A 24,598-nucleotide genomic window follows, 5' to 3' on the forward strand; every position below is an offset into this window, starting at 1 on the left:
CTCCGTTATCCTTTAATCAGCAATAAATGAATCATGCACTCTTTTCCAAAATGGAAATGGACGAAAACGGGCAAATCGAATTTTTTCATCCGCGACACGGAATTGAATTGCCTTTACATCTTTATGTAATAGAGTCAAATGGTCAATCGTGATCATAAAATCCTGTTCTCGCACAGGCTTTAACGTACAGGTGTGATGACCAGGAAAAATTAATGGAGAGCCAATTGTTCTAAAGACTCGATTATTAATTGATGCCATCTCAGCTAATTGAATTGCCTTTAGTGAAGGATGAATTATCGCTCCACCAAGGGCTTTATTATATGCTGTGCTTCCCGATGGAGTTGAAATACACAAACCATCTCCACGGAATCGTTCAAAATGTTGCCCTCTTACCTCTATATCCATTACTAATGTACCTTCGACACATTTAACGGTGGACTCATTTAAAGCTAAATATCTAGTTTCTTTCCCACCATGTTGATACCTAATAATAACTTCAAGTAAAGGGTATTCCACCACTTGGTAGGGTGTTTTTGCAATGGCAATAACTAACTTCTCTATTTCTTCTGGAACCCAGTCGGCATAAAATCCTAAATGACCAGTATGTATTCCAACAAATGCGGTCTTATCTAATCGTGAACTATAACGATGGAAGGCGTATAGTAATGTACCGTCCCCACCTACAGAAATAACGATATCTGGCTGTGATTCATCATATTCTAGACCAAAATCTTGTAAGTATGTACGGATTTTATGCATTAAGCGATTCGATTCTGCATTTCCTTTTGAAGTGATTGAAAACTTCATATCCACTCACCTTCTCCCCTAACAATTGTTTCTATTCCATAGTCTTCTTCGTTCCACTTTTATGTTTTTCTTTATTTTTTGTAAAAAATACCTGAGCCTCCTGTATTTCTTCACGGATCTCAGACATTTCTTCATCAAGTAGGAATGCTGCTTCTGCTGCTCGTTGAAGACGCATTTTTATGTCTTCAGGAAATTGCCCTCGATATTTATAATTTAATGAATGCTCAATGGTTGCCCAGAAATTCATCGCTAAGGTTCTGATTTGAATTTCGGCTAAAATTCTTTTTTCGCCATGAATCGTTTGGACTGGATATTCAATAACAACATGGTAGGATCTATATCCACTAGGCTTATTATTTGAAATATAATCTCTTTCTTCAATAATTTTAAAATCATTTCTCATTCTAATCAATTCGACTACCTTTTTTATATCATCCACAAACTGACACATCATTCGAAGACCTGCTATATCTTGCATTTCTGATTCTAATTGATCAAGAGGAATGCCCTTTTGCATTGCTTTATCTAAAATACTCGCAATTGGTTTTACACGTCCTGTTACAAACTCAATTGGCGAGTGAATATGTTCCTGTTCAAACTGAGTACGCATACCTTTTAATTTAATCTTAAGCTCATCTACCGCTTGCTTATAAGGAGCCAAAAACTGATCCCAATGATTCATTCCCATCACCTCTAACACAAAACTCAATATGGAGACCATTTTCCTTTTCATTATCATTTTACCATATTTCTAGATTGCACACGCAAGACAACAATTGATAAAATGCATGTAGACATGAATTATACTATGAGACTATAGGAGAAAAAAATGAGTAGTGAAATTGAAATTGAATTTAAGAACATCGTTACTGAATCAGAATTTGAACAAATTAAAAGTACATTTTCAGTAAAAGATCAGGATTTTCACAGTCAGGATAATTATTATTTTGATACTCCATCCTTTTTATTAAAAGAAAAAAGCTGTGCCCTAAGGATACGACATAAAAAGGATGTTTATGAGTTAACACTAAAACAGCCTGCTGATGTTGGTTTATTAGAAATCAATGAAATCATTACTCAGAATGATTTTAACGAAATGATTTCTATTGGAAAACTTCCAAATAATGAAGTACGGGCAAAGCTTGAAGGAATGAACATACCACTTGATGATTTAACTTATTTTGGTTGTTTAACAACCAAACGTGCTGAAAAAAAAGTGTTAAATGGATTACTTGTATTTGACATTAGTTCCTATTTAAATGTAACAGATTATGAGATAGAATATGAAGTGACTGACTATCACCAAGGAAAGAAGAATTTTCATTCATTAATGAATCAGCTAAACATTCCGATTCGAAAAACCGATAATAAAATTGTACGATTCTATAAGGCTCTTTTCTAATACTTTGTTACTTTTGTTATTAAAGGTTAACCATATCTAAAAAAAGAGCTCGAAGCCTGATTTTTTAAAGGATTATTCTAAGTGCGAAAGCAACAATCTATAAATAAAAGAGGAACAATGAAATGACAACAGTTAACCAATTTAGAACATTATTAGAGCTTCAAGCATTTCAAAATTTTTCAAACTCTACACCTTCACAAAGTTTTGATACTAGTTCACTCTTTCAAGAGGTGTTAGCAAGTGTATTACAAAACTCTTTAAATTCTGCAAGCGAAGAGGACCAATCCTCCAGTCTATATCGTTCATTAAGCACTCCACTGCCAATAAATTTCAATTATACGCAGGTAAAGTCTACACCAATGAATGCCGTAAAACAAATCACTGCGCCTAAAGATATTGAAGCTATTATCCAAAAGGCAAGTGAGCAATTTAATTTGCCTACAAAATTAATCCAGTCAGTAATTCATCAAGAATCTGGCTTCAACACAAATGCTGTTAGTCGGTCTGGTGCAGCAGGCTTAATGCAACTGATGCCATCGACAGCCAAAAGCTTAGGGGTAACCGACGTTTTCGACGCCGAGCAAAATGTATTGGCTGGGAGCAAATATTTAAAAAGCATGCTTGACCGATACAATGGAAATGTTTCATTAGCACTTGCGGCTTATAATGCCGGACCAGGAAATGTGGACAAGTATGATGGAATTCCTCCATTTAAAGAAACACAAAATTACGTAAAAAAGGTAACAGATCATTTTTATAGTTAATATTGACGAAAACGCTATTCCTATTGATGAATAAGAGTAGCGTTTTTTTAGTCTTTTCTGGATATTTTGCGCCAAAAAACAAAATATAATAATGAAAAAGCGATTTGTTTGAGTTATTTTACTCCCATTGCTACAATAAACGTACATGATCAATTATATATTAAAAGGAGATATTCATATGGTAGGTAAACGTATTGTACCGTATGAGGTAATCGGGGAAAAAGCACTGCATAATCTTGTTGATGCATTTTACTCTAAAGTAGCGAAACATCCCGATCTAATCCCAATTTTTCCAGATGACTTATCGGAAGTTGCACAAAAACAAAAAATGTTCTTAACTGAATACTTAGGTGGACCGAAACTTTATACTGAAGTACATGGGCATCCAATGATGCGTGCACGCCATCTTCCACATGAGATTACGCCAACACGTGCGAGAGCGTGGTTATCATGTATGAGTGAAGCTATGGATGAAATAAAATTAGATGGAACAATACGTGATGAGTTTTTTTCTAGATTAGTACTTACCGCAAGACATATGGTCAACACACCTGACACAGTGATGGGTGAAGAAAATTGAAAGATAATCTACTTCCTAACTATCATTGCTGTTTAAATGCAGAAAAGAAGCCTTTGGAAATTTATATATTTGTTGATCCGTTATGTCCTGAATGTTGGGCATTAGAGCCAATCATCAAAAAGCTACAGCTTGAATACGGGAAATACTTCCGCTTAAAGCATGTTTTAAGCACCGATCTAACCCGGTTGAATTTCAGCTCTAAGAAGTATGAATCAATTGCACAACTTTGGGAGAAAACAGCAAATAGAACTGGAATGTCGTGTGATGGTAATCTGTGGTTTGAAAACCCTATATCAACCCCCTATCTTCCATCTATTGCTATTAAAGCTGCTGAATTACAGGGAAAAAAAGCGGGTATCAGGTTTCTGCGAAAAGTCCAAGAGGTTTTGTTTCTGGAAAAGCAAAATGTATCGAATTTAGATATTCTTACTGAGTGTGCTCGGAGTATCAACTTAGATATTGATGAATTTTTGAATGATATCCATTCAGATAGTGCAGCAAAAGCTTTTCAATGTGATTTAAAAATATTATCTGAAATGGAAGTAAGAGAATTTCCTTCGCTTGTATTTTTCAATGAAAATATTGAAGATGAAGGATTAAAAATAACCGGTCTTTATCCATATAAGGTTTATGTTCAAATTATTCAAGAAATGCTAGATGAAAAACCAGTGCCCGCCCAGTTACCATCATTGGAACAGTTTCTAAAAATTTTTAAGCTTGTAGCTTCTAAGGAAATAGCAATGGTCTATGATATGTCAATTACCGAGGTAGAAAAAGAATTAAAAAAATGGGTATTACAACAGAAGGTAAGAGTAATAAAAGGGAAATACGGTACTTTTTGGAGCTATATTGATAAAGAAACTAAATAGGTTATCCTTAATAATTAAAGCACAAGTGCTTTGGTTAGTCTTAACAAGCAATTGATCCAAGAAGGTTGAACTTTAACCTTCTTAAAAGGAATAATGGTTTCTGGATTTCCCTAATGAAGTCTTCTCTATATTGGACCTCAAGGTGCTAGGCGATGAACCATTTAGAAACTGTACTAAAGTTATTCTTTCATATCTAATAAAAAAAAAGAATTTGGCTAAGCGTCAAATTCTTTTTTTGTTTAAGCTCTTTTGCTATTTAGATACTAAAAAAAATACATCGACAAGTCCTTCACTTCACTGAGAAAATAGCTGCAAACGATATATGAACGATCAAACCTTTATAAGATCCTATAAGCCGATAGTATAACTTTTACAAGAGTAGGAAACTATACGAAAACAGTCCTTGTTTAAACACCAAGGTTTTATTGCATAAGAAAAAGACCTTGCAAATACAAGGCCTTTTTCAACACGAACAAAGGGGATGGGAGAAATTTTTCACGGTCAAACAAAGGGGTATATGTTTGTTTGTGATCAACTTCACACCCTTACTATAGCATGATTTAACTTGTATGTGCAAGTCTATGTTAAGACTTTCACAATATTGTCAAAAACAAGTGATAATGCAATCCGATTGATCATATGCTTATATAAGAGAAAGAATATTCGGAAGGAGTTTACTTTCAAATGAAAAAATTTATGATTCCTATGTTCAGTGTTTTTATCCTCCTTGCATTTTGTATGAACATTCTTGGACTCATGAAGCTCCTTCCCCTTTTTATTACGAGTCCCATTCTTTTTATAGCTTTATTTATTTTTCTTCTTTACTTAAACAACCGAAATCAATTTCGTGGTTTCCATTAAGAGAGGGTACCAAATTATTGGCACCCTCTCTTTCCTTTTATTATGATAATAAGCTTTCAAGCTCATTAAGTTTTTCTTCAAACACCTTCAATGCTGCTTCAATTGGTTGTGAAGAAGTCATATCCACGCCTGCTTTCTTTAGCACTTCAATTGGATAATCTGAACTACCCGCAGATAAGAAATTCTTAATATAACGTTCAACCGCAGGTTTCCCTTCTTCAAGAATTTGAGCACTTAATGCAGTTGCAGCACTAAAACCTGTTGCATATTGATAAACGTAATAATTGTAGTAGAAATGTGGAATTCGTGACCATTCTAATCCTATTTGTTCATCAATTACAATATCATCTCCACCGAAATATTTTTTATTCAGCTCATAATATTCTTTCGTTAGCATTTCGGCAGTTAATGCTTCTCCATTTTGTTCTTTTTGATGGATTAAATGTTCAAACTCTGCAAACATCGTTTGGCGGAAAACTGTACCTCTGAAGCCTTCTAGGTAATGATTAAGTAAATAAATTCTCTTTTGCTCATCATCAATCGTTTTTAATAAATAATCATTTAGTAAAGCTTCATTACATGTAGAAGCCACTTCAGCAACAAAAATTGAGTAATCCCCATACGTATATGGCTGATTTTTTCTTGTGTAATAACTATGAACACTGTGACCAAATTCATGTGCTAAGGTAAAAAGATTATTCACATTGTCCTGCCAGTTCATCAAAATATAAGGATTTGTTCCATATGCTCCGGATGAATAGGCACCACTCCGTTTCCCCTTATTTTCAACCACATCAACCCATCGATTTTCAAAGCCTTCTTTTAAGATCTCTTGATATTCTTCACCTAATGGGGCAAGACCTTTTAAAACCATTTCTTTTGCTTCTTCATATGTTACTTTCATTTCTACATCTTTTACAAGAGGTGTATACAAATCATACATATGTAGTTCATCAACACCTAATACCTTTTTACGCAGCTTCACATACTTATGTAAAAGATGAAGATTCTTGTTAACGGTATTCACTAGATTATCATAAACACTTTCAGGTATATTATTGTTTGATAATGCCGCTTCACGTGCAGATTGATAATTTCTTACTTTTGCATTGAAGTTATCTCGTTTTACTTGACCACCTAATGTACTAGCAAATGTATTTTTGAAATTACCGTATGTTTCATATAGCTTTTCAAATGCTTCTTTACGAACACGTTGATCAGCACTTTCTAAGAAACGAGTATAACGACCATGTGTGATTTGCACTTCTTCGCCATTCTCATCTTTAATGGTTGGAAATTCAAGATCCGCATTATTTAACATACCAAACGTATTACTAGAAGCATTCATCACTTCTGCTGCTTGTGCCAATAATGCTTCTTGATCTGCAGATAATACATGTGGTCTTTGGAGATTAATTTGTTCAAGTGCATGTTTGTACACTTGTAATTCACTTTTTTCATTTAGAAAACTTGCTAGTTTATCCTCATCAATAGATAAAATCTCTGGAACTAAGTAAGCAAATGCGCTCCCCATTTCCGCAAGGAGACTATTCATGCGGCTATCTAAACCTTGATAAAATGAATTGGTAGTATCTTGGTCACTACGCATATGAGAGTATGCATATAATTTACCCAATCTTTCAGCAACCTCATCTTGAAATGTTAATGCTTCGAAAAGTTTCTCTGCATTATCTCCTAGTTTCCCTTTAAATTTCTCTGCACTTGGTAATAATTCCTTTACTTCTTTATATTCCTTATCCCAAGCTTCATCACTGGCAAAAATATCTTCTAATCTCCAAGTTAGCTCTTCCTGAACCTCATTTCGGCTTGGTAGTGATTTTGTTGTTGTATTAGTCATTATGATGCCTCCATTCTTTCGAAAATCGAAATTTATATCTATAATAACATTCTATGCGAAATGAAAAAATCCTGCAAAAAATATGATTATTCACTATATAATTTCTTTTCCATCTCTTTTTCAAGCTTTATCATATCCTCTATATTGTTTGGAATGGAAAATGATTTATTCATTTGAAACTGTCCTTTTTGAATTTCAAATAAATGACCTAAATAGGTGAGTTTTTTTAGATAATGGTAGATCATCTGCTTAATAAAATCATGCTTTATTAGTGGAAGCTGCCTCATTTTTATATGTTTTCTTTGTATACGTTTATGAAATATCCTTTCCAGATTTGACAGAATAATCATTCCCCCTATTTTTGTATGAATAAAGCCGTCGGTCCAAAGATAATATTGCCATTCGATCGGATGAGACTTGCATATGCCCATGAAATTTACGGGGATACCAATTTGAGGTGGCAATAGCAAAGGAGAATGGTTGTTATAGTAAATAGCATTTAAGAAAGGATCCTTTAAGTTTTTCGCATAGATCATCTTTTTTTGCACCCATTTTCTCTTTTCATTTAACCAAAAACGATAATCAATATTGATGGAATTGGTTGAAAAATCAAATGGAAAGTCAAGCTTTGAAAGTGGAAGTGTGGTTTGCTTTGCTAATACTTTTGTTACAGTCACGGGAGTAAGATGGGATAACAGGGAGAAAATTTTTGTATTGGGGTCATAACTAAAAAGGTGTATTTGATCATCTCTATTAAACTGGGTAAATGCCCAGTGAAAGTCATTTAGCTGATATATATTCATTAAGTGGTGATTCCCTTTTATATCAAGCGTTCCACCAAAGATCCAAAAGGGTTCTATACCTACAGAAGTATAACACCTGCTTCGTTTAATCATATTATCTAACGGTATGGAAGAGCATTGATATTCAATAGCATATATTTTTCTCTTTTTCCATACCAATAAGTCTGGTCGTTGTTGTATTTTAGGTAGATACTTTTCCACCTCTACAGTCAAACCTTTATAATGTAGCCACTTAAATAAATCAATTTTTCCCTGTAGATGGAATGCACTCTCTGGTTCCGAGGTTGAACCACAAATTGCAAATGGAAGATGTGAAAAATGAGGAATTTTTACATTTCCTTTTTTTAAGACTACTTTCGCTTTACAATGTGGACAGAAAAAGGGTTGATCTTTATTGATTGATGTTCCTTTTTCCTGAGCAAAGATTAAATTAACTAACTCTCCAGTTTCATTTAATGCCGTTAGCATGTTTAATTGATCACCATCCTTTCTTACTACTATTCGATGGATTCAATTAAAAGTCCTACTAGAAACAGCGATTAACATAATCAGTTTTAGTTTAAAAAAACATAAACAAAAAAGGATGAGCATCTATAAAAGCCCATCCTCATTTTTTACTAATGAAAATATTTATTAATAGTTGCAAATACATTTTCATCAATAATTAGATTACCATATTCCTGGAGACGATGTACGGTTAAAGACGATTCATCTCCATATTCAAGTAGAATACTTAATAAATTATCAATATCCTCTTCCTCGAATAGATCATCTGGAAACTCAACATATAGATAATATTTATTTTTGAAAGAAAATAATTTTGTTTGTAATTCATCTAATTCAGTTCTCTTTGATAATGAGATTACATCTTCAAATTCTTTGAAGCCCAACATAAATTCTAATGTATCATTATCATCTAAAAATTGCTTAGATTGAAAATGCTCATCAAGAAATTCTTCTATCCGATCATTGATAGGTAAATCCTTTAATTTTTCCTCAGAAATTGGTAATTCAAATCGTTGACCATCATTAGAAAGCTGTGCCTTAGTAACAAGTACTTCTAGGCCTTTATCCAATGCTTGAACTTGGATCCATAAAGGACCTTCGGGAACAAATTCTTCTTCATGATGAATTTCATCCATCATTTCCCAAAAGAGCTCTTCACTTCGTTCACGATCATACCAAATTTCTTCGCGATTAAAGCCTCTTTCCTCAATATCGACATAAGATATATAAAACTTAACAGTATTCTCGTTAATTCGTTCAATTTCCATACATCTACTCTCCCTTCTATTTGAAAGTTATGAAGGGACTGTTCCCCCATAAAAAGGCCAGTGTATGATAGTTAATAAAAGTTACTATATTTTGAAAAACTTCCACTTTAATAAATAATATTTTACACTTGTACTCCTATTTTATGATAAAAGTGAGTTAATTGGAAATAAAATATCTTCCCAATTTTAAAATCCACTAATACCCATAAAAGATGAAGTTAACTACTTATTATTAACCTTATTAAAAGCTTCTTTTTTTTGCATGCATAGTGTTTTTTCATTAAGCTAGGTTGGTGTAATTTGATGCTTTGGTCAAAGCCCAAATCCAGCTTTTACACCTAAAAATGATTCAGCAGTTCTAGGGATTACGGCACTTTTCTTAGTAATAAAAATGGTGTTGCAATCTTCAACCGATATTTATTATTTAAAACCTAACTTCATTAGAAACAATGTTTCAAAGATGGGCATTCCATATAGACTTTTAGTAAATTCTTACTGCCAAATTTTACACTTCACAACAGAGTGTTAGTTATGTGCTTATTGTTTTGCTAATTTTAGCTGATTTATATAAATTATTCAAGACAAAATTTTCTGTAAAATAATCGCTAGGCTCCAAGCATGTTATGAAACAAAACGCCTTCATCCAATTAATGCTGGTATGAAGGCGTTTGGCGATAAAAAAACATTTATTTAAATCTAATTTAGTTTACAAGTTTCTGTGCCTCGATTAATTGGTAAGTACGAACTTTACGTGGTAAGAAACGACGTATTTCATCCTCATTATATCCAACTTGAAGACGTTTTTCATCAACTAAAATCGGACGTCTAAGCAATCCTGGATTTTTTTGGATTAATTTATATAACTTTTGAAGTGGATATGTGTCTAAATCTACATTTAACTTTTGGAAAGTTTTTGAACGAGTAGAAATAATCTCGTCTGTACCGTCCTCAGTCATTCTCAAAATACCTTTAATTTCATCTAAACTAAGTGGTTCAGAAAAAATATTTCTCTCTTTATATTCAATGTTATTTTCCTCTAGCCAAGTTCTTGCTTTCCTACATGATGTACAACTAGGTGAAGTGTATAATGTTACCATTTATCATTCACACTCCTTAACTATATTTTGTATTCATCATTCAATACAAATGATGAATAAGGATTTTATATTATAGTAATAAATTTAAAATCATTGTCAATTTAGCTTATAACACACTCATTTAGATTAAAATGACTTTAAATTAAAAATCTATATTATGTATTATACACTATTTGTACAATAATGAATATAGTTTTTCAAAAAATGAGTTTCGTCCCTTATAAAAATGACAGCCCTGTGACAATAGTCATATAGATGTGTTGCCAAATAACTACACCCTACTTCGTATATTTCCTATAATAACAACACCTATTTTCTATCATTGATTATCAATCTCAATCACTATTTTATAGATCGTTTAAAATATCTTCATGATTATTTTCATTAAAAGTTACAACATCATGTACTGGTTCATATGAGGCACCATAGAATTTTTCATCTTTATAGGTATGAATGAGATTATATGTTTTTACAACCGCTTCATATATTTCCTCCTCATTGCCATGTCCTGGGGACCAATAGAGAATTTCCATTTTATTCACTTCATTCGTAGCCAATGACCTACGAGCGTAACCGATGGATGACGCATGCTCAAACCCTTCCCGTTTATAGAACTTTAATCGTTTTTCAGTATCTGAATCCTCATAGTCTACTGGTTCTACTTCAAGAATAATTGGTTTTTCCTTTTTCTTCATTTTTTCCATCAATTTATGGCCAATGCCTTGCCCACGGGATTCCTTTGAGACAAAAAGATAATCGATAAAAATAAAGTTTGGCAGTTCTGCATACATTAAAACATGATAAGGCCCCTCATCTTTATGATAAATATCCTTTCTTTCCTTTAATAGAGCTTCCATATGCTCTTTTGATTTCATTTCCTCTATGGGAAAATATTGATTGAGCTTTTCATACCAATGCATTCATTTATTTCCTCTCTATTACTTTTATGATTATATTACCCATCACATTTTCCTTTAAACCGAATTCCAATTAATTTTCCCTTTTTATTGACATTTTGTTCCCTCTCGGATATACTATGGTAAAATTTTATTATTGTTATAGCTATGATAAAGAATAGTACATTTGATTTTTGCTTTTTAGAGAGTTTGTGGTTGGTGAAAACAAACAAGCGAAGCTTATGGAATGGACTTTGGAGCATCAAAAATGAACGGATTTTTTTGATCTTATTAGTTTTTGGCGATTAATCTCTCGTTAACGAGATTCCATGTTTTAACACATGGTACTAAGCTGGCTAATTTTTTAGCACTTAGGGTGGCACCGCGGATCAAACCATTCGTCCCTACTTTTGTAGGGATGAATGGTTTTTTTGTGTTTGGAGAAAAAGAACTGATCATGAAAATCCTATACAGGATTCTCATAAATTAACTCCATACTAAAATGTCAATCAAGAAACTTAGGAGGAAAAAACAATATGAAAACAATTTTCTCAGGGATTCAGCCCTCAGGCACCATTACATTAGGAAACTATATCGGAGCATTAATGCAATTTGTCGAGCTTCAAGATGAATATGATTGTTATTTCTGTATTGTCGATCAACACGCTATCACTGTCCCTCAAGACCGATTAGTGCTTCGCAAAAACATTCGCAGTCTAGCTGCACTTTATATCGCAGTCGGGATTGATCCTGAAAAAGTTACTCTTTTCGTTCAATCAGAAGTTCCTGCACACGCACAAGCTGCATGGATGCTACAATGTGTTGCTTATATTGGTGAACTAGAACGAATGACACAATTTAAAGATAAATCTCAAGGTAAAGATTCAGTTACTGCCGGTTTATTAACTTATCCACCATTAATGGCAGCAGATATTTTACTTTACAATACGGATCTCGTCCCAGTAGGTGAAGACCAAAAGCAACACCTTGAATTAACAAGAGATTTAGCTGAAAGATTCAATAAAAAATATAATGATATTTTCACAATTCCTGAGGTTCGCATACCGAAAGTCGGAGCCAGAATTATGTCTTTACAAGATCCAACAAAGAAAATGAGTAAGTCAGATCCAAATACGAAAGGATTTATTTCATTGCTTGATGATCCAAAGACAATCGAAAAGAAAATTAAAAGTTCAGTTACAGATTCAGATGGAGTTGTTCGTTTTGACAAGGAGAATAAAGCAGGAATTTCCAATCTGTTATCCATTTATTCTATTATCGATAACCGACCAATTGATGATATTGTTTCCGAGTATGAAGGCAAAGGATACGGCGAATTTAAAAGCGGCCTGGCTGAAGTTCTCGTCAAGAAACTTTCAGCTATTCAAGAAAGATATTATCAATTAATCGAATCTGATGAGCTGGATAGAATTTTAGACATGGGTGCTGAAAAAGCAAATAAAGTAGCTAGTAAAATGGTGAAGAAAATGGAAAATGGTATGGGCTTAGGGAGAAAGAGAAGATAATCTCTAAATTTTAATTTAATTTTTTGTTAAATGCTACAGTTAATCTGTAGCATTTTTATTTATATTTCGAATTTTATGTATTTATTTGGAGGGATTCAACCAATAATGTAGAAATATGTATATATACCAAAGTCTAGGAGGTGATACACTGTGAAGAAGTCGTTAGTTTCTACTGCAACTGGAATATTGTTAATAGCCTGCTTAGTTTTTACTCCACTTGCTACTAGTTCGTATGCATATCAGGAAACAATAGGTGGAAGTGGTGGTAAAACACCACCAAAATGTGATAACAAAGGGAATTGTGTAGTACTAGGTTAATAAAACAAAACAAGACTTTCTTTCAAAAGTCTTGTTTTGTTTTATTAATTTACTTTCGGTCCGTGTTCTAACTCCCATAGTTTTTCAAAAAAAGCTTGACCCTTAATTAGATTCTCACATAGATTAGAGTGTTTTTCTGTCCAACCATACTTCACATCTTCGTAAAGACGATTCCAAACATCCTCAAAATCCATCACTTGGATTTCCCCATACAGCTCAGGTGACCATTCTGTATACCAGTAACGTATTTCTGCAGCGTTTTTAGAAGAATATAATTGGTCCAACGCCATAAAAAGCAATTGTTTGAGTTGTCTTTCTTTTCTTGTGAGACCTTGCATAATTTCAGGATTAGGTGAGAGAATATGATGCTCTTTAACTACCTGTTCTTTTTCAAAAGCATATTTCGCCGGTTCATGCTGACCAATCATTTCATAAACTAATTGTTCTTGTCGTGGAATTAATCTACTTTTTCTAATTGGGATATTATAACCAATCGTATCTACTGCTAATATCCCTTTTCCATCAGTAATAACAAAACAATAATCCAGTTGTACTCGTTCATGATTTTTTCTTAAAAAGGCTTTTTGATATACCTCATTCATCATTTCAGAAGGAATTTCACTTAAATCATTTTCTATGTAATCAAATAATACGGGTTCAACGAATAGTAATGGGACTTGATCTAATAATTCAATCGTATCATCCCTTCTCCATTCGTGAAAATGGCAAACATTGTATCCATTTTCTTCCCCTTCAAACCAATTTACCCACACATCATGAAGATACAGCATTTTATTAACCCCCTTGCATCAACTGTTTATCCAACAGTATGGGCAAAGGGAAGTAAAATTATTCCTTGCTTAACAGAATAATGATAGTATTATTTGAATGAAAAACTAATAAAAAACCCCTACCAAAAGGTGGGATTTTTCACACGTTAAGATTTTGGGTTCAAAGCATCTTTTAAACCTTCCCCAATAAAGTTAATGGAAAGCGTACATAATGTGATGATTAATGCAGGTGGAACCCAAATCCATGGCTTATATTGGAGTACATCCGGTTCATTTGCTGAAGACAGCATATTTCCCCAACTTGGAATTTCCTGAGGAACACCAAAGCCTAAATAACTTAAACCTGCCTCAGCAACGATCATGCCTGCAAAAGTAATAGTTGCTTGAACAATAATCGTTGAGAGAATATTCGGTAATAGGTGTTTGAAGATGACTTTTGATGACGTACAACCTATTGATACCGAGGATAAAACATATTCATTTTCTTTTTCAGCTAATACTTTACTACGAACCATACGGGCTGTACCGCCCCAGCTGAGAAAACTAATAACACCAATTAGCACCCATAACCCGGAAACCTTCCCAAATAAAATAGCATTTATCACCATAACAAAAACCATAAATGGGAAGTTTAATACAAAATCCGTAAAGCGCATCAGCATGCTATCCACTATTCCTCCAAAGTAGCCTGCAATTGCCCCCACAAGTGTTCCAAAAACAATAACTAATAAGGTACAAGATAAACCCAAAAACAGTGAAACTCTTCCACCAAAAAGCAATCTAGTAAAAACATCACGTCCACTTTTATCTGTGCCTAAAAAATGCTCAGCTGAAGGAGATAAAGACATTTGACTGATATAGATTTTGGTTATATCTTGTGTTGTTATGAAAGGTGCTAAAAAAGATATGATCATGACAAAAACCAAGAAGCACAAGCTTATCATCGCTAATTTGTTTTTTGTAAATTTTCTTCTTGCAATTGCCCAAGGAGAAAGACTTTTTTGCAACCCCTTATTAATCTGTTTATCCGTAACTATTTCCATGTCCATCCTCCTACTCTAACCGAATACGAGGATCGACAACCCCGTATAATATATCAGCGATTAAGTTCCCAAATAAAGTTAAAAACGAGAACATCATTGTCAATGTCATTAATACTGGATAATCATTATTATTTACTGAATCAAAAAATAGTTGTCCAATTCCGGGATAGGTAAATATTGTTTCTGTGATAATCGCACCACTTATAATTGAAACAATATCAAATCCCAAAAAGGTCACAAGAGGTATAATTGAATTTCTCAAAATATGTACATTATATATTTTGCTTTCCTTCGTACCTTTTGCTCTTGCTGTTCGAACAAAATCTTTACGGCTACTTTCTATAATATCATTACGTAAAAACTGAGTATAACTCGCTGTACTTAATAACCCTAACATGAGGGCAGGTAATATAACATGATGAATTTTACTTAACCAATATTCAAATGTCCCATCTGTTACAGTAATATCTACTGACCCGTTAGAAGGGAAAATATTTAATTGAAAGGAGAAAAAATAAATACAAAATACTGCTGCTACAAAAGAAGGAATTGATAATCCTAAATAGTTTACCCCACCTATAATGTGATCTCCAATAGTATAGGGTTTTCTACCTGCATACATCCCCATAATAAACGCAAATATATAAGTTAAAAGTAGTGTAATCGCTCCTAAAAAGATCGTATTTGGAATTCTTTCACCAATTACATCAGAAACAGGCATTTTATATCGTGTAGATTTCCCAAAATCCCCTTGAACAAAATCCGAAATCCATCTGAAATATTGAACATAGACTGGATCATTATAACCCAATTTTTCCCGCATATCTGCAATATATTGTGGATCAGTATTCGTCGGATCTATTTCCCCACTGAAGGAATCCCCTGGCATAAGCTTTGCCAGGGTAAACACTACAATGGAGATAAGGAGTAGCATAGGAATCATGCCTAATAGTCTTCTAAGGCTATATTTCAACATGGTTCATTCCCCTTATCAATAATACTTATATTTCTTATTTTTTGCTCATCCACCATTCATGTGGGCTATTTAATCCAAGTGGCCGAAGTTCAACACCATGGACATTCTTTGTTAAAGCAACTGTGTTATCAAGTTCAGAAATTGGGATTGCTGGTAGCTCTTCATTAAATAATTTTTGCCAATCAACATATAATTGTTTACGCTTATCTTGGTCTGTACCTACAACTTCAACGTCTAATGCGTCAGCAAGCAATTTATCAGAGTCTTGATTTACCCAACGAGGATAGTTCCAAAGTGCCTCTGAACCCCATAGACCAGATGGATCTGGATCGGAACCTGTACTCCAGCCTCCGAAGAAGACTTCAACAGCTTTATCTCCAGCTTCTAATTGATCATAATATAGGTTTACTTCTGTCATTGTAACTTTAGTTTTCAAACCAACTTCTTCCCAATACTGAGCAATTTGCTTCGCACGAGCTTCAAAAGTTGGGTTTGTTGTTTGGTAATGTCCAAAGTTTACTACAAATTTCTTGCCATTTGGATCTTCGCGGAAGCCATCACCATCTGTATCCTTATAACCAGCCTCATCAAGAATTTGCTTCGCTTTTTCTGGATCATATTCATATGCGTTCGGTAATTCACTATTTTCTGCCGCAATCCAGTGAGATGATGGAATTGGACGGTTTACAGGATGCCCTAGTCCAAAGAAGAATGCATCATTCCATTCTTCACGATTAAGTGCATAGGCCATTGCTTGGCGAAGTTGTTTATTATTATATTTATCATAGTTTGCAACATTTTTCTTGCCATCCCAAGTCCCTAGTCTGAAACCTACATAGTAGTAAGAAACACCAGGAGATTTAAGAATATCAATATTGCTTAATTTTTTAATTTCGTCATAGCTTACAGGAGCAAATGAAGAGAAGTTTACTGTTTCATTTTTTAACTCTCCAATGATTAAACTTGAATCAACTACTTTTAAAATAATCTTTTCAATATGAGGCTTTCCTTGCCAATAATCCTCATTTCGTACTAATTCAATCGATTCACCAGGGATAACCTTATTTACTTTATATGGACCAGTACCTACTGGTTTTTGGCGAACTTGAGGTGAACTCATCATATCTTTAACAGCCACACCTTCAAATTCTTTACGAGATAGTGGAGCTGTCCATAAGTTGTCAAGATTGTTTACGCGTGCTTTATCAAATGTGATTTCGATAGTATAGTCGTCAATTTTCTTAAGTCCAGAAATTTCGTCCGCTTTACCATCATGGTAGGCAGGTGCACCTTCAATATCTTTAACATTTACATAACGTGGACCTTCATAATCTTTGTCAGCAAGTGTTTTAATCGCAAAAATCCAATCATCTACTGTTAACTCTTCACCATTTTGCCATTTAACACCTTTTTTGAAAGTAAATTTAAACACTTTATTATCTGTCGTTTCCCATGAAGCAATATTAGGTTGTGCTTGCATTTTTTCATCATATTTAATTAAACTGTCATCAATAAATTGAAGCACCTCTGAATCAGATGCGTTCCCATAGAAGTTTACATTAAAAATACCTTCTGGAGCTGTATCAACCGCATAAATTAATGTACCACCATCTTCTGGCCCTTCACCAGTTTCTTCGGTTTTAGTCTTTTCCTCTTTAGGTTTTGTTTCCGTGCCTGTTTTTTCTTTTCCTCCACAGGCAGCAAGAAACATTGACATCACTAGCATTAGTGCTGCCAATAATAATATGGATTTTCTTTTCAATGTTCTTCCCCCCAATTATTAGTCATTAATTGTAAAGCACACATGCAACTTTATGTCCTGGCTTCACCTCCTTTAAAGATGGCTTGACCTTCGAACACTCTTCTTTCGCAACCGGACATCTCGTATGAAAAGGACATCCAGATGGAGGATTGACAGGACTTGGAACATCCCCTTGTAACACAATTCTTTCTTTTCGTTTTCTTGGATCAGGCTCTGGTATTGCTGAAATTAATGCTTGTGTATATGGGTGTAAAGGCTCCGCATATAAACTGTTTTTTTCGGAAATTTCCACTAAATTCCCCAAATACATGACACCGATTCGATCACTCATATGTTTAACTACGCTCAAATCATGCGCAATAAATAGATAGGTTAGATCAAATTCATCTTGCAGCTCTTTTAATAGATTTAATACTTGGGATTGCACCGACACATCCAGTGCAGATACCGGTTCATCAGCAACGATTAACTTCGGCCTCAAAGCAAGTGCACGAGCAATTCCTATCCTTTGTCTTTGTCCTCCCGAAAACTCATGAGGATATTTGTAATAGGCATCTTCAGGCAATCCAACTTTATGCAATAATTCCATTACTTCGTCTTTTAAATCCTTTAAGGATTTATTGGAGAAATTTCTAATTGGTTCTGCCACAATATCACCAACCATTTGCTTCGGATTTAAGGAAGCATATGGATCTTGGAAAACCATTTGAAAATCCCTTCTTGCAAGTCTAAGTTGCTTTCCATTTAAATTAGTAATATCTTTACCATCAAAGATTATTTTTCCCGAAGTTGGTTTTAGCAATTTTAAAATGGTTCTGCCTGTTGTAGATTTACCACATCCCGATTCACCAACTAACCCCAAGGTTTCGCCTTTATTTATTTCAAAGCTTACATCATCCACAGCCTTAACTTCAGCAATCGTTCTTCTTAAAAAACCGCCTTTAACAGGATAATAGGTTTTTAGATTCTCAATTTGTAATAATTTCTCAGAGTTTTCTACTTTCTCTTCGGTTTGATTAATTGTTGCCGTATTGCTCATTGAATTTTCGACCCCTCTTTCGGCTTACTTGTTTCATAGAGTAAACATGAAACCTCATGACCTGCTTCCGTTTCTGCCAATTGTGGAGTAATTGTTTTACATTCCGGCATAGCCTTCGGACATCTGTTAGCAAAACGACAGCCTACTTGAGGCATATTTTTCAATGAAGGAACAATCCCTTCAATAGTACTTAATTTTTTTACATCCTCATCCATTTTAGGAATTGCACCCATTAAAAGCTCTGTATATGGATGTTTAGGATTATGAAATAATGTATCTACATCCGTTCTTTCCACAATTTTTCCTGCATACATTACTATTATTTCATCACACATTTCAGCAACAACACCGAGATCATGGGTAATTAAAATGATTGCCATATTATTGACTTCTTGAATTTCCTTTAATAAATCAAGTATCTGTGCTTGAACTGTAACATCCAATGCCGTTGTTGGTTCATCTGCGATTAATAGCTTTGGCTGACATGCAATTGCAATGGCGATCATCACACGCTGTCTCATACCACCTGATAATTGGTGGGGATACTCATCCACTATTTTCTCGGGACGTGAAATACCAACACTTTTCAATAATGCAATGGCCTTCAGTCTTGCTTCTTTTTTCGATATATCCATATGATTGAAGAGAGTTTCTTGTAATTGATAGCCAATCGTGAAAACAGGATTCAGCGATGTCATCGGTTCCTGGAAGATCATCGAAACATCCTTCCCACGAATTTTATTCATTTCTTTATCTGTTAGTTTCTCGATGTTTTTACCCTCAAATATGACCTCACCATTCCGGATAGAACCTATTCCTTTGGGTAATAGCTTCATTACTGATAAGGACATAACACTCTTCCCACAGCCAGATTCACCTACAACACCAATAATTTGTTTTGGTTTAACATTAAAAGATACATTATCAACTGCATTATAAAGCTCCCCATCAATTTTAAAGGCGGTTTCTAAATTCTTTACCTCTAAGATCGGTGCCTGATTATTGAAGTTTGTTTTTGTGCTCATTTTACACCTCAAACTCTTTAATTATTCTGAAAGTTATTATATTTGAATAAATATTATTACAATACCGTTACATTTGCAAGACTTTTTTAAACTTTTAAACTAGATTGAAGGTTTAATATATTAGAATAATAGGATTTTTTGTTAAAAAAAATTTTATATTGTGATGACTTTTGCGGAGAAATGTAGAAAAAAGAAGGATATTTTGGGCACAAAAAAATCCCCACCAATTTAGATGGGAATCGATTATTATGATTTAGGATTTAGTGCATCTTTCAATCCTTCACCAATAAAATTAATGGATAAAGTCGTCAAAGTTATGATTAATGCAGGTGGTATCCAAATCCACGGTTTATATTGCAAGACATCTGGTTCATTCGCTGATGATAACATGTTTCCCCAGCTAGGTATTTCCTGCGGAACACCAAACCCTAAATAACTTAATCCTGCTTCGGCTACTATCATACTGGCAAATGTTATACTTGCTTGTACAATGATAGTGGAAAGTACATTAGGTAGTAAGTGTTTTACTATTACCTTTGATGATGAACAGCCAATGGATACGGATGATAACACATATTCATTTTCTTTTTCAGCTAATATCTTACTTCGGACAATACGAGCTACACCGCCCCAGCTTAGAAAGCTAATTACACCAATCAATACCCATAAACCGGATACCTTTCCGAATAAAATGGCATTTAATACAATAACAAAAACCATGAACGGAAAGTTTAGTACAAAGTCAGTAAAGCGCATTAGTAAACTATCCACAATGCCACCAAAATAGCCAGCAATAGCTCCTACAATCGTACCGAAGGAAATAACTAAGAAAGTACACGATAGCCCCAAAAACAACGAAACTCTTCCACCGTACAATAGTCTAGTAAACACATCTCGTCCACTTTTATCTGTGCCTAAAAAATGCTCTGCTGAAGGAGATAAAGACATTTGACTAATATAAATCTTAGTAATATCTTGTGTAGTGATAATCGGTGCTAACAATGAAACGATAGCAACAATAACTAAAAAAATTAAACTGACCATGGCTAGCTTATTTTTGATAAATTTACGACGAGCAATGGCCCATGGAGAAAGACTTTTTTGATTTACTTTTCCTATTGATTTATCTGTAACGATTTCCATGTCCATCCCCCTTAATCTAACCGGATACGCGGATCAACGACCCCGTATAATATATCAGCAATTAAATTCCCGAATAATGTTAAAAACGAGAACATCATTGTCAAAGTCATAATAATTGGATAATCATTATTTCTAATTGAATCAATAAATAATTGTCCAATACCAGGATATGTAAATATTGTTTCTGTGATAATGGCACCACCAACTAATGAAACAATATCAAATCCTAAAAATGTAACTAATGGAATGATAGAATTTCTCAAAATATGAACATTGTAAATTTTGCTTTCCTTTGTTCCTTTTGCTCTTGCCGTACGGACAAAGTCTTTTCGACTATTCTCGATAATATCATTTCTTAAAAATTGAGTATAACTTGCTGTACTTAATAATCCTAAAATTAAAGCTGGTAAAATAACATGATGAATTTTACTTAACCAATATTCAAATGTACCTTCAGTTACTGTAATATCAACTGATCCATTTGATGGAAAAATGTTTAATTGAAATGAGAAGAAATAGATTGCAAATACCGCAGCAACGAAAGATGGTATTGATAATCCAAGATAGTTTACACCACCTATAAGATTATCACCGAGTGTATAAGGTTTCCTCCCTGCGTATGAACCCATAAAAAATGCGAATAAATACGTAATAATTAATGATGTAGCTGAAAGAAAAATAGTATTTGGTATTCTCTCCCCAATTACATCAGATACATCCATCTTATAACGTGTAGATTTTCCAAAGTCTCCTTGGACAAAATCTGATATCCACCTAAAATATTGAACATAGACAGGATCATTATAACCAAGTTTTTCACGCATCTGTTCGATATATTGCGGATCAGTATTTGTCGGATCAATCTCCCCACTGAAGGAGTCCCCTGGCATTAGTTTTGCCAGGGTAAATACTACAATGGAGATAAGGAGTAACATTGGGATCATGCCAAGTATTCTTCTAAGGCTATATTTCAACATGTGCATTCCCCTTATCTATATTACAGCTTAAGTAGATATTATTGTTCAATCCACCATTCATGTGGACTATTCGTACCAAGTGGAGTTACTTCTACTCCTTTAACACGCTTTGTTAATGCAAACGTATCATCTAACTCAGAAATTGGAATAGCAGGTACTTCTTCATTGAATAATTTTTGCCAATTTACATACAGCTGTTTGCGTTTTTCTTGATCTGTTCCTACAATAGACACATCTAACGCATCATCAAGTAATTTATCAGAGTCGGCATTTACCCAACGAGGATAGTTCCAAAGAGCATCTGATCTCCATAAGCCTGATGGATCTGGATCAGATCCTGTGCTCCATCCACCAAAGAATACTTCTACAGATTTATCTCCTTTTTCTAACATATCATAGTAAAGGTTTGCTTCTGTCATAGTAACTTTTGTTTTTAATCCAACTTCTTCCCAATATTGAGCAATTTGTTTTGCACGAGCTTCAAATGTTGGGTTTGTTGTTTGATAATGGCTGAAATTCACTACAAATTTTTTACCTTTAGGATCTTCACGGAAGCCGTCGCCATCTTTATCTTTATAGCCTGCTTCATCTAGCATTTTCTTCGCTTTTTCTGGATCATATTTATAATCATTTGGTAACTCACTATTGTCAGCTGCAATCCAGTGAGAAGAAGGTATAGGACGGTTTACAGGATGTCCAAGACCGAAGAAGAATGCATCATTCCACTCTTCACGATTAATAGCATATGCCATCGCTTGACGAAGTTCTTTATTTTGATACTTATCATAGTTTGCTACGTTTGTTTTACCATCCCAAGTTCCAAGTCTGAATCCTACATAGTAGTAAGATACACCAGGAGTTTTTAGGATGTTGATATTATCAAGCTTTTTGATCTCATCATAGCTAACTGGTGAAAATGGTGAAAAATCAATTGTATTGTTTTTCAATTCACCAATAAGTAAGCTTGCGTCAACTACTTTAATAATAATTTTTTCAATATGTGGCTTACCTTGCCAGTAATCTTCATTACGTACTAATTCAATTGATTCTCCTGGTACCACTTTATTTATTTTATATGGGCCAGTACCAATTGGTTTTTGACGAACTTGTGGTGATGCGGACATTTCTTTCACTTTCACTCCTTCAAATTCTTTACGTGAAAGTGGGTGTGTCCATAAATTTTCAAGATTATTTACACGAGGTTTATCAAATGTAATCTCGATTGTATAATCATCAATCTTTTTAAGTCCAGTAATTTCTTTAGCTTTTCCATCATGATATGCTGGAGCTCCTTCGATATCTTTAACATTTACATATCGTGGGCCATCATAGTCTTTATCAGCAAGAGTTTCAATTGCGAAGATCCAGTCATCAACTGTTAGTTCTTCACCATTTTGCCATTTCACACCTTTTTTGAATGTAAAAGTATAAACTTTGTTATCTTTTGTTTCCCATGAAGCAATATTTGGTTGCGCCTTCATGTTTTTATCGTAAGTGAGTAAATCATCATCAATAAATTGCAAAACTTCGGAATCAGATTTATTGCCATAGAAATTAAAGTTAAAGATTCCTTCAGGTGCTGTATCCACACCGTATACCAATGTTCCACCATCTTGTGGACCACTTGAAGCAGATTTCTTACCATCAGTTGATTCGCTTGATTTCTCTTTACTACCACATGCTGCTAGAAACATAGACATAACTAGCATTAGTGCAGTTAGTAATAGTATTGATTTTCTTTTCAAGGTATTTCCCCCCATTTTTTCTCTTTAGTTATATAGAATACATGCAACTTGGTGTCCGGGTTTCACCTCCTTTAAAGTAGGCTTAACCTTCGAACACTCCTCTTTCGCAACGGGACATCTTGTATGAAAGGGACATCCTGTTGGTGGATTAGCGGGCGAAGGTACATCCCCCTGTAAAACAATTCTCTCTTTTCGTTTCCGAGGATCTGGTTCTGGAATCGCAGAAATCAATGCTTGTGTATATGGGTGTAGAGGCTCAGAATATAGGCTATCCTTGTCAGCAAGCTCTACTAAATTACCAAGATACATAACCCCAATTCGGTCACTCATATGTTTCACAACACTTAAATCATGGGCAATGAATAAAAAGGTTAAGTCAAACTCGTCTTGCAATTCTTTTAATAGATTCAGTACCTGTGATTGAACGGATACGTCAAGGGCCGATACAGGCTCGTCCGCTATAATTAATTTCGGCTTTAATGCCAATGCCCTCGCAATCCCGATTCTTTGTCGTTGACCACCTGAAAATTCATGTGGGTACTTATAATAAGCATCCTCTGGTAAACCAACTCGTTTAAGAAGACTCATTACTTCGTCTTTTAAATCTTTTAAACTCTTATTTGAAAAGTTTCTAATTGGTTCAGATACAATATCTCCAACCATTTGTTTCGGATTTAACGAGGCATACGGATCCTGAAAGACCATTTGAAAATCTTTTCTCGCTAAGCGCAAATCCTTACCGGAAAGATTAGTAATATCCTTTCCATCGAAAATAATTTTTCCAGATGTAGGACTTAACAAGCGTAATATCGTTCTTCCAGTTGTAGACTTTCCACAACCTGATTCTCCAACTAATCCTAATGTTTCACCTTTTCCAATCGTGAAACTCACATCATCAACGGCTTTAACGTTTCCTACTGTCCGTTTAAAAAATCCACCTTTAATCGGATAGTACGTCTTAAGATTTTGAATCTCCAACAGATTGTCATTTTTCAGTTTTTTATTTGAGGCTTTTTCCTCAATATTATTTACCGTCATACTC

The 24,598-nt window shown here is 34.3% G+C and carries 23 protein-coding genes and 1 other annotated feature; of the genes, 6 read left to right on the plus strand and 17 right to left on the minus strand.

What is annotated here, in order from left to right; all coding sequences use genetic code 11:
* Nucleotides 1-12: 12 nt before the first annotated feature.
* Complete coding sequence (locus MHI39_RS17585; protein ID WP_342541459.1) at nt 13-807, minus strand: NAD kinase; 795 nt, start codon at nt 805-807, stop codon at nt 13-15.
* A 31-nt stretch (nt 808-838) separates the two neighbouring features.
* Complete coding sequence (locus tag MHI39_RS17590; protein ID WP_058004823.1) at nt 839-1,489, minus strand: GTP pyrophosphokinase family protein; 651 nt, start codon at nt 1,487-1,489, stop codon at nt 839-841.
* Between the two features lie 147 nt (nt 1,490-1,636).
* Between MHI39_RS17590 and MHI39_RS17595 the strand changes: the two genes are divergently transcribed.
* The 4 genes from MHI39_RS17595 (at nt 1,637) to MHI39_RS17610 (ending at nt 4,422) form a co-directional block, all read left to right on the plus strand.
* Nucleotides 1,637-2,209 carry a CYTH domain-containing protein gene (locus MHI39_RS17595; protein WP_259546028.1) on the plus strand — a complete coding sequence of 191 codons (573 nt, stop codon included), beginning with the start codon at nt 1,637-1,639 and terminating at the stop codon, nt 2,207-2,209.
* A 122-nt stretch (nt 2,210-2,331) separates the two neighbouring features.
* The gene (locus MHI39_RS17600; protein WP_259546030.1) at nt 2,332-2,973 is read left to right on the plus strand and encodes a lytic transglycosylase domain-containing protein; all 642 of its coding nucleotides are present in this window, start codon (nt 2,332-2,334) and stop codon (nt 2,971-2,973) included.
* Between the two features lie 178 nt (nt 2,974-3,151).
* A complete protein-coding gene (locus MHI39_RS17605; protein ID WP_259546031.1) occupies nt 3,152-3,553 on the plus strand; it encodes a globin in 402 nt (133 codons plus the stop codon).
* Nucleotides 3,550-4,422: a ClpXP adapter SpxH family protein gene (locus tag MHI39_RS17610; protein WP_342539858.1), complete on the plus strand. Its 873-nt coding sequence runs from the start codon at nt 3,550-3,552 to the stop codon at nt 4,420-4,422. The genes MHI39_RS17605 and MHI39_RS17610 overlap by 4 nt, the downstream gene beginning before the upstream one ends.
* Nucleotides 4,423-5,323: 901 nt before the next feature.
* Here MHI39_RS17610 and pepF read toward each other — a convergent pair.
* The 5 genes from pepF to MHI39_RS17635 form a co-directional block, all read right to left on the minus strand.
* Nucleotides 5,324-7,141 (minus strand): oligoendopeptidase F, encoded by a 1,818-nt coding sequence (gene pepF, locus MHI39_RS17615; RefSeq protein ID WP_071976864.1) that lies wholly within the window; start codon nt 7,139-7,141, stop codon nt 5,324-5,326.
* A gap of 86 nt (nt 7,142-7,227) precedes the next feature.
* On the minus strand, nt 7,228-8,412 hold the full coding sequence (locus tag MHI39_RS17620; protein ID WP_342539859.1) for a competence protein CoiA family protein: 1,185 nt from the start codon (nt 8,410-8,412) through the stop codon (nt 7,228-7,230).
* A gap of 149 nt (nt 8,413-8,561) precedes the next feature.
* A complete protein-coding gene (gene mecA / locus MHI39_RS17625) occupies nt 8,562-9,218 on the minus strand; it encodes an adaptor protein MecA (protein WP_058004816.1) in 657 nt (218 codons plus the stop codon).
* Between the two features lie 701 nt (nt 9,219-9,919).
* The gene (gene spxA / locus MHI39_RS17630; RefSeq protein WP_058004815.1) at nt 9,920-10,315 is read right to left on the minus strand and encodes a transcriptional regulator SpxA; all 396 of its coding nucleotides are present in this window, start codon (nt 10,313-10,315) and stop codon (nt 9,920-9,922) included.
* A gap of 347 nt (nt 10,316-10,662) precedes the next feature.
* Nucleotides 10,663-11,235 (minus strand): GNAT family N-acetyltransferase, encoded by a 573-nt coding sequence (locus MHI39_RS17635; protein WP_058004814.1) that lies wholly within the window; start codon nt 11,233-11,235, stop codon nt 10,663-10,665.
* Nucleotides 11,236-11,370: 135 nt separating this feature from the next.
* Nucleotides 11,371-11,620 (plus strand) — a binding site (T-box leader).
* Between the two features lie 127 nt (nt 11,621-11,747).
* Here MHI39_RS17635 and trpS point away from each other — a divergent pair.
* On the plus strand, nt 11,748-12,737 hold the full coding sequence (gene trpS / locus MHI39_RS17640) for a tryptophan--tRNA ligase (protein WP_058004813.1): 990 nt from the start codon (nt 11,748-11,750) through the stop codon (nt 12,735-12,737).
* A gap of 150 nt (nt 12,738-12,887) precedes the next feature.
* A complete protein-coding gene (locus MHI39_RS17645) occupies nt 12,888-13,055 on the plus strand; it encodes a hypothetical protein (protein WP_216384491.1) in 168 nt (55 codons plus the stop codon).
* 44 nt (nt 13,056-13,099) lie between these two features.
* Here MHI39_RS17645 and MHI39_RS17650 read toward each other — a convergent pair whose 3' ends face one another.
* The 10 genes from MHI39_RS17650 to MHI39_RS17695 form a co-directional block, all read right to left on the minus strand.
* Nucleotides 13,100-13,846: a YjbA family protein gene (locus MHI39_RS17650; protein WP_058004812.1), complete on the minus strand. Its 747-nt coding sequence runs from the start codon at nt 13,844-13,846 to the stop codon at nt 13,100-13,102.
* A 146-nt stretch (nt 13,847-13,992) separates the two neighbouring features.
* Entirely contained in the window at nt 13,993-14,889 is an 897-nt protein-coding gene (gene opp4C / locus MHI39_RS17655) for an oligopeptide ABC transporter permease (protein ID WP_058004811.1), read from the minus strand.
* A gap of 10 nt (nt 14,890-14,899) precedes the next feature.
* Nucleotides 14,900-15,865 (minus strand): oligopeptide ABC transporter permease, encoded by a 966-nt coding sequence (opp4B, locus tag MHI39_RS17660; protein ID WP_058004810.1) that lies wholly within the window; start codon nt 15,863-15,865, stop codon nt 14,900-14,902.
* A 34-nt stretch (nt 15,866-15,899) separates the two neighbouring features.
* Nucleotides 15,900-17,627: an oligopeptide ABC transporter substrate-binding protein gene (opp4A, locus tag MHI39_RS17665; RefSeq protein WP_216384493.1), complete on the minus strand. Its 1,728-nt coding sequence runs from the start codon at nt 17,625-17,627 to the stop codon at nt 15,900-15,902.
* Nucleotides 17,628-17,652: 25 nt separating this feature from the next.
* Nucleotides 17,653-18,666 (minus strand): ABC transporter ATP-binding protein, encoded by a 1,014-nt coding sequence (locus MHI39_RS17670; protein ID WP_216384495.1) that lies wholly within the window; start codon nt 18,664-18,666, stop codon nt 17,653-17,655.
* A complete protein-coding gene (locus MHI39_RS17675; RefSeq protein ID WP_058004807.1) occupies nt 18,663-19,691 on the minus strand; it encodes an ABC transporter ATP-binding protein in 1,029 nt (342 codons plus the stop codon). The genes MHI39_RS17670 and MHI39_RS17675 overlap by 4 nt, the downstream gene beginning before the upstream one ends.
* 246 nt (nt 19,692-19,937) lie before the next feature.
* Entirely contained in the window at nt 19,938-20,834 is an 897-nt protein-coding gene (opp4C, locus tag MHI39_RS17680) for an oligopeptide ABC transporter permease (RefSeq protein ID WP_058004806.1), read from the minus strand.
* An 11-nt stretch (nt 20,835-20,845) separates the two neighbouring features.
* Complete coding sequence (gene opp4B, locus MHI39_RS17685; protein WP_216384499.1) at nt 20,846-21,811, minus strand: oligopeptide ABC transporter permease; 966 nt, start codon at nt 21,809-21,811, stop codon at nt 20,846-20,848.
* Nucleotides 21,812-21,849: 38 nt separating this feature from the next.
* Nucleotides 21,850-23,556: an oligopeptide ABC transporter substrate-binding protein gene (gene opp4A, locus MHI39_RS17690; RefSeq protein ID WP_278890268.1), complete on the minus strand. Its 1,707-nt coding sequence runs from the start codon at nt 23,554-23,556 to the stop codon at nt 21,850-21,852.
* 24 nt (nt 23,557-23,580) lie between these two features.
* Nucleotides 23,581-24,594, minus strand: coding sequence for a dipeptide ABC transporter ATP-binding protein (locus tag MHI39_RS17695; RefSeq protein ID WP_259549561.1), 1,014 nt, complete (start codon nt 24,592-24,594; stop codon nt 23,581-23,583).
* Nucleotides 24,595-24,598 lie beyond the last annotated feature (4 nt).

The sequence above is a fragment of the Heyndrickxia sp. FSL K6-6286 genome (genome assembly GCF_038630395.1).
Classification (GTDB): Bacteria; Bacillota; Bacilli; order Bacillales; family Bacillaceae_C; genus Heyndrickxia; species Heyndrickxia oleronia.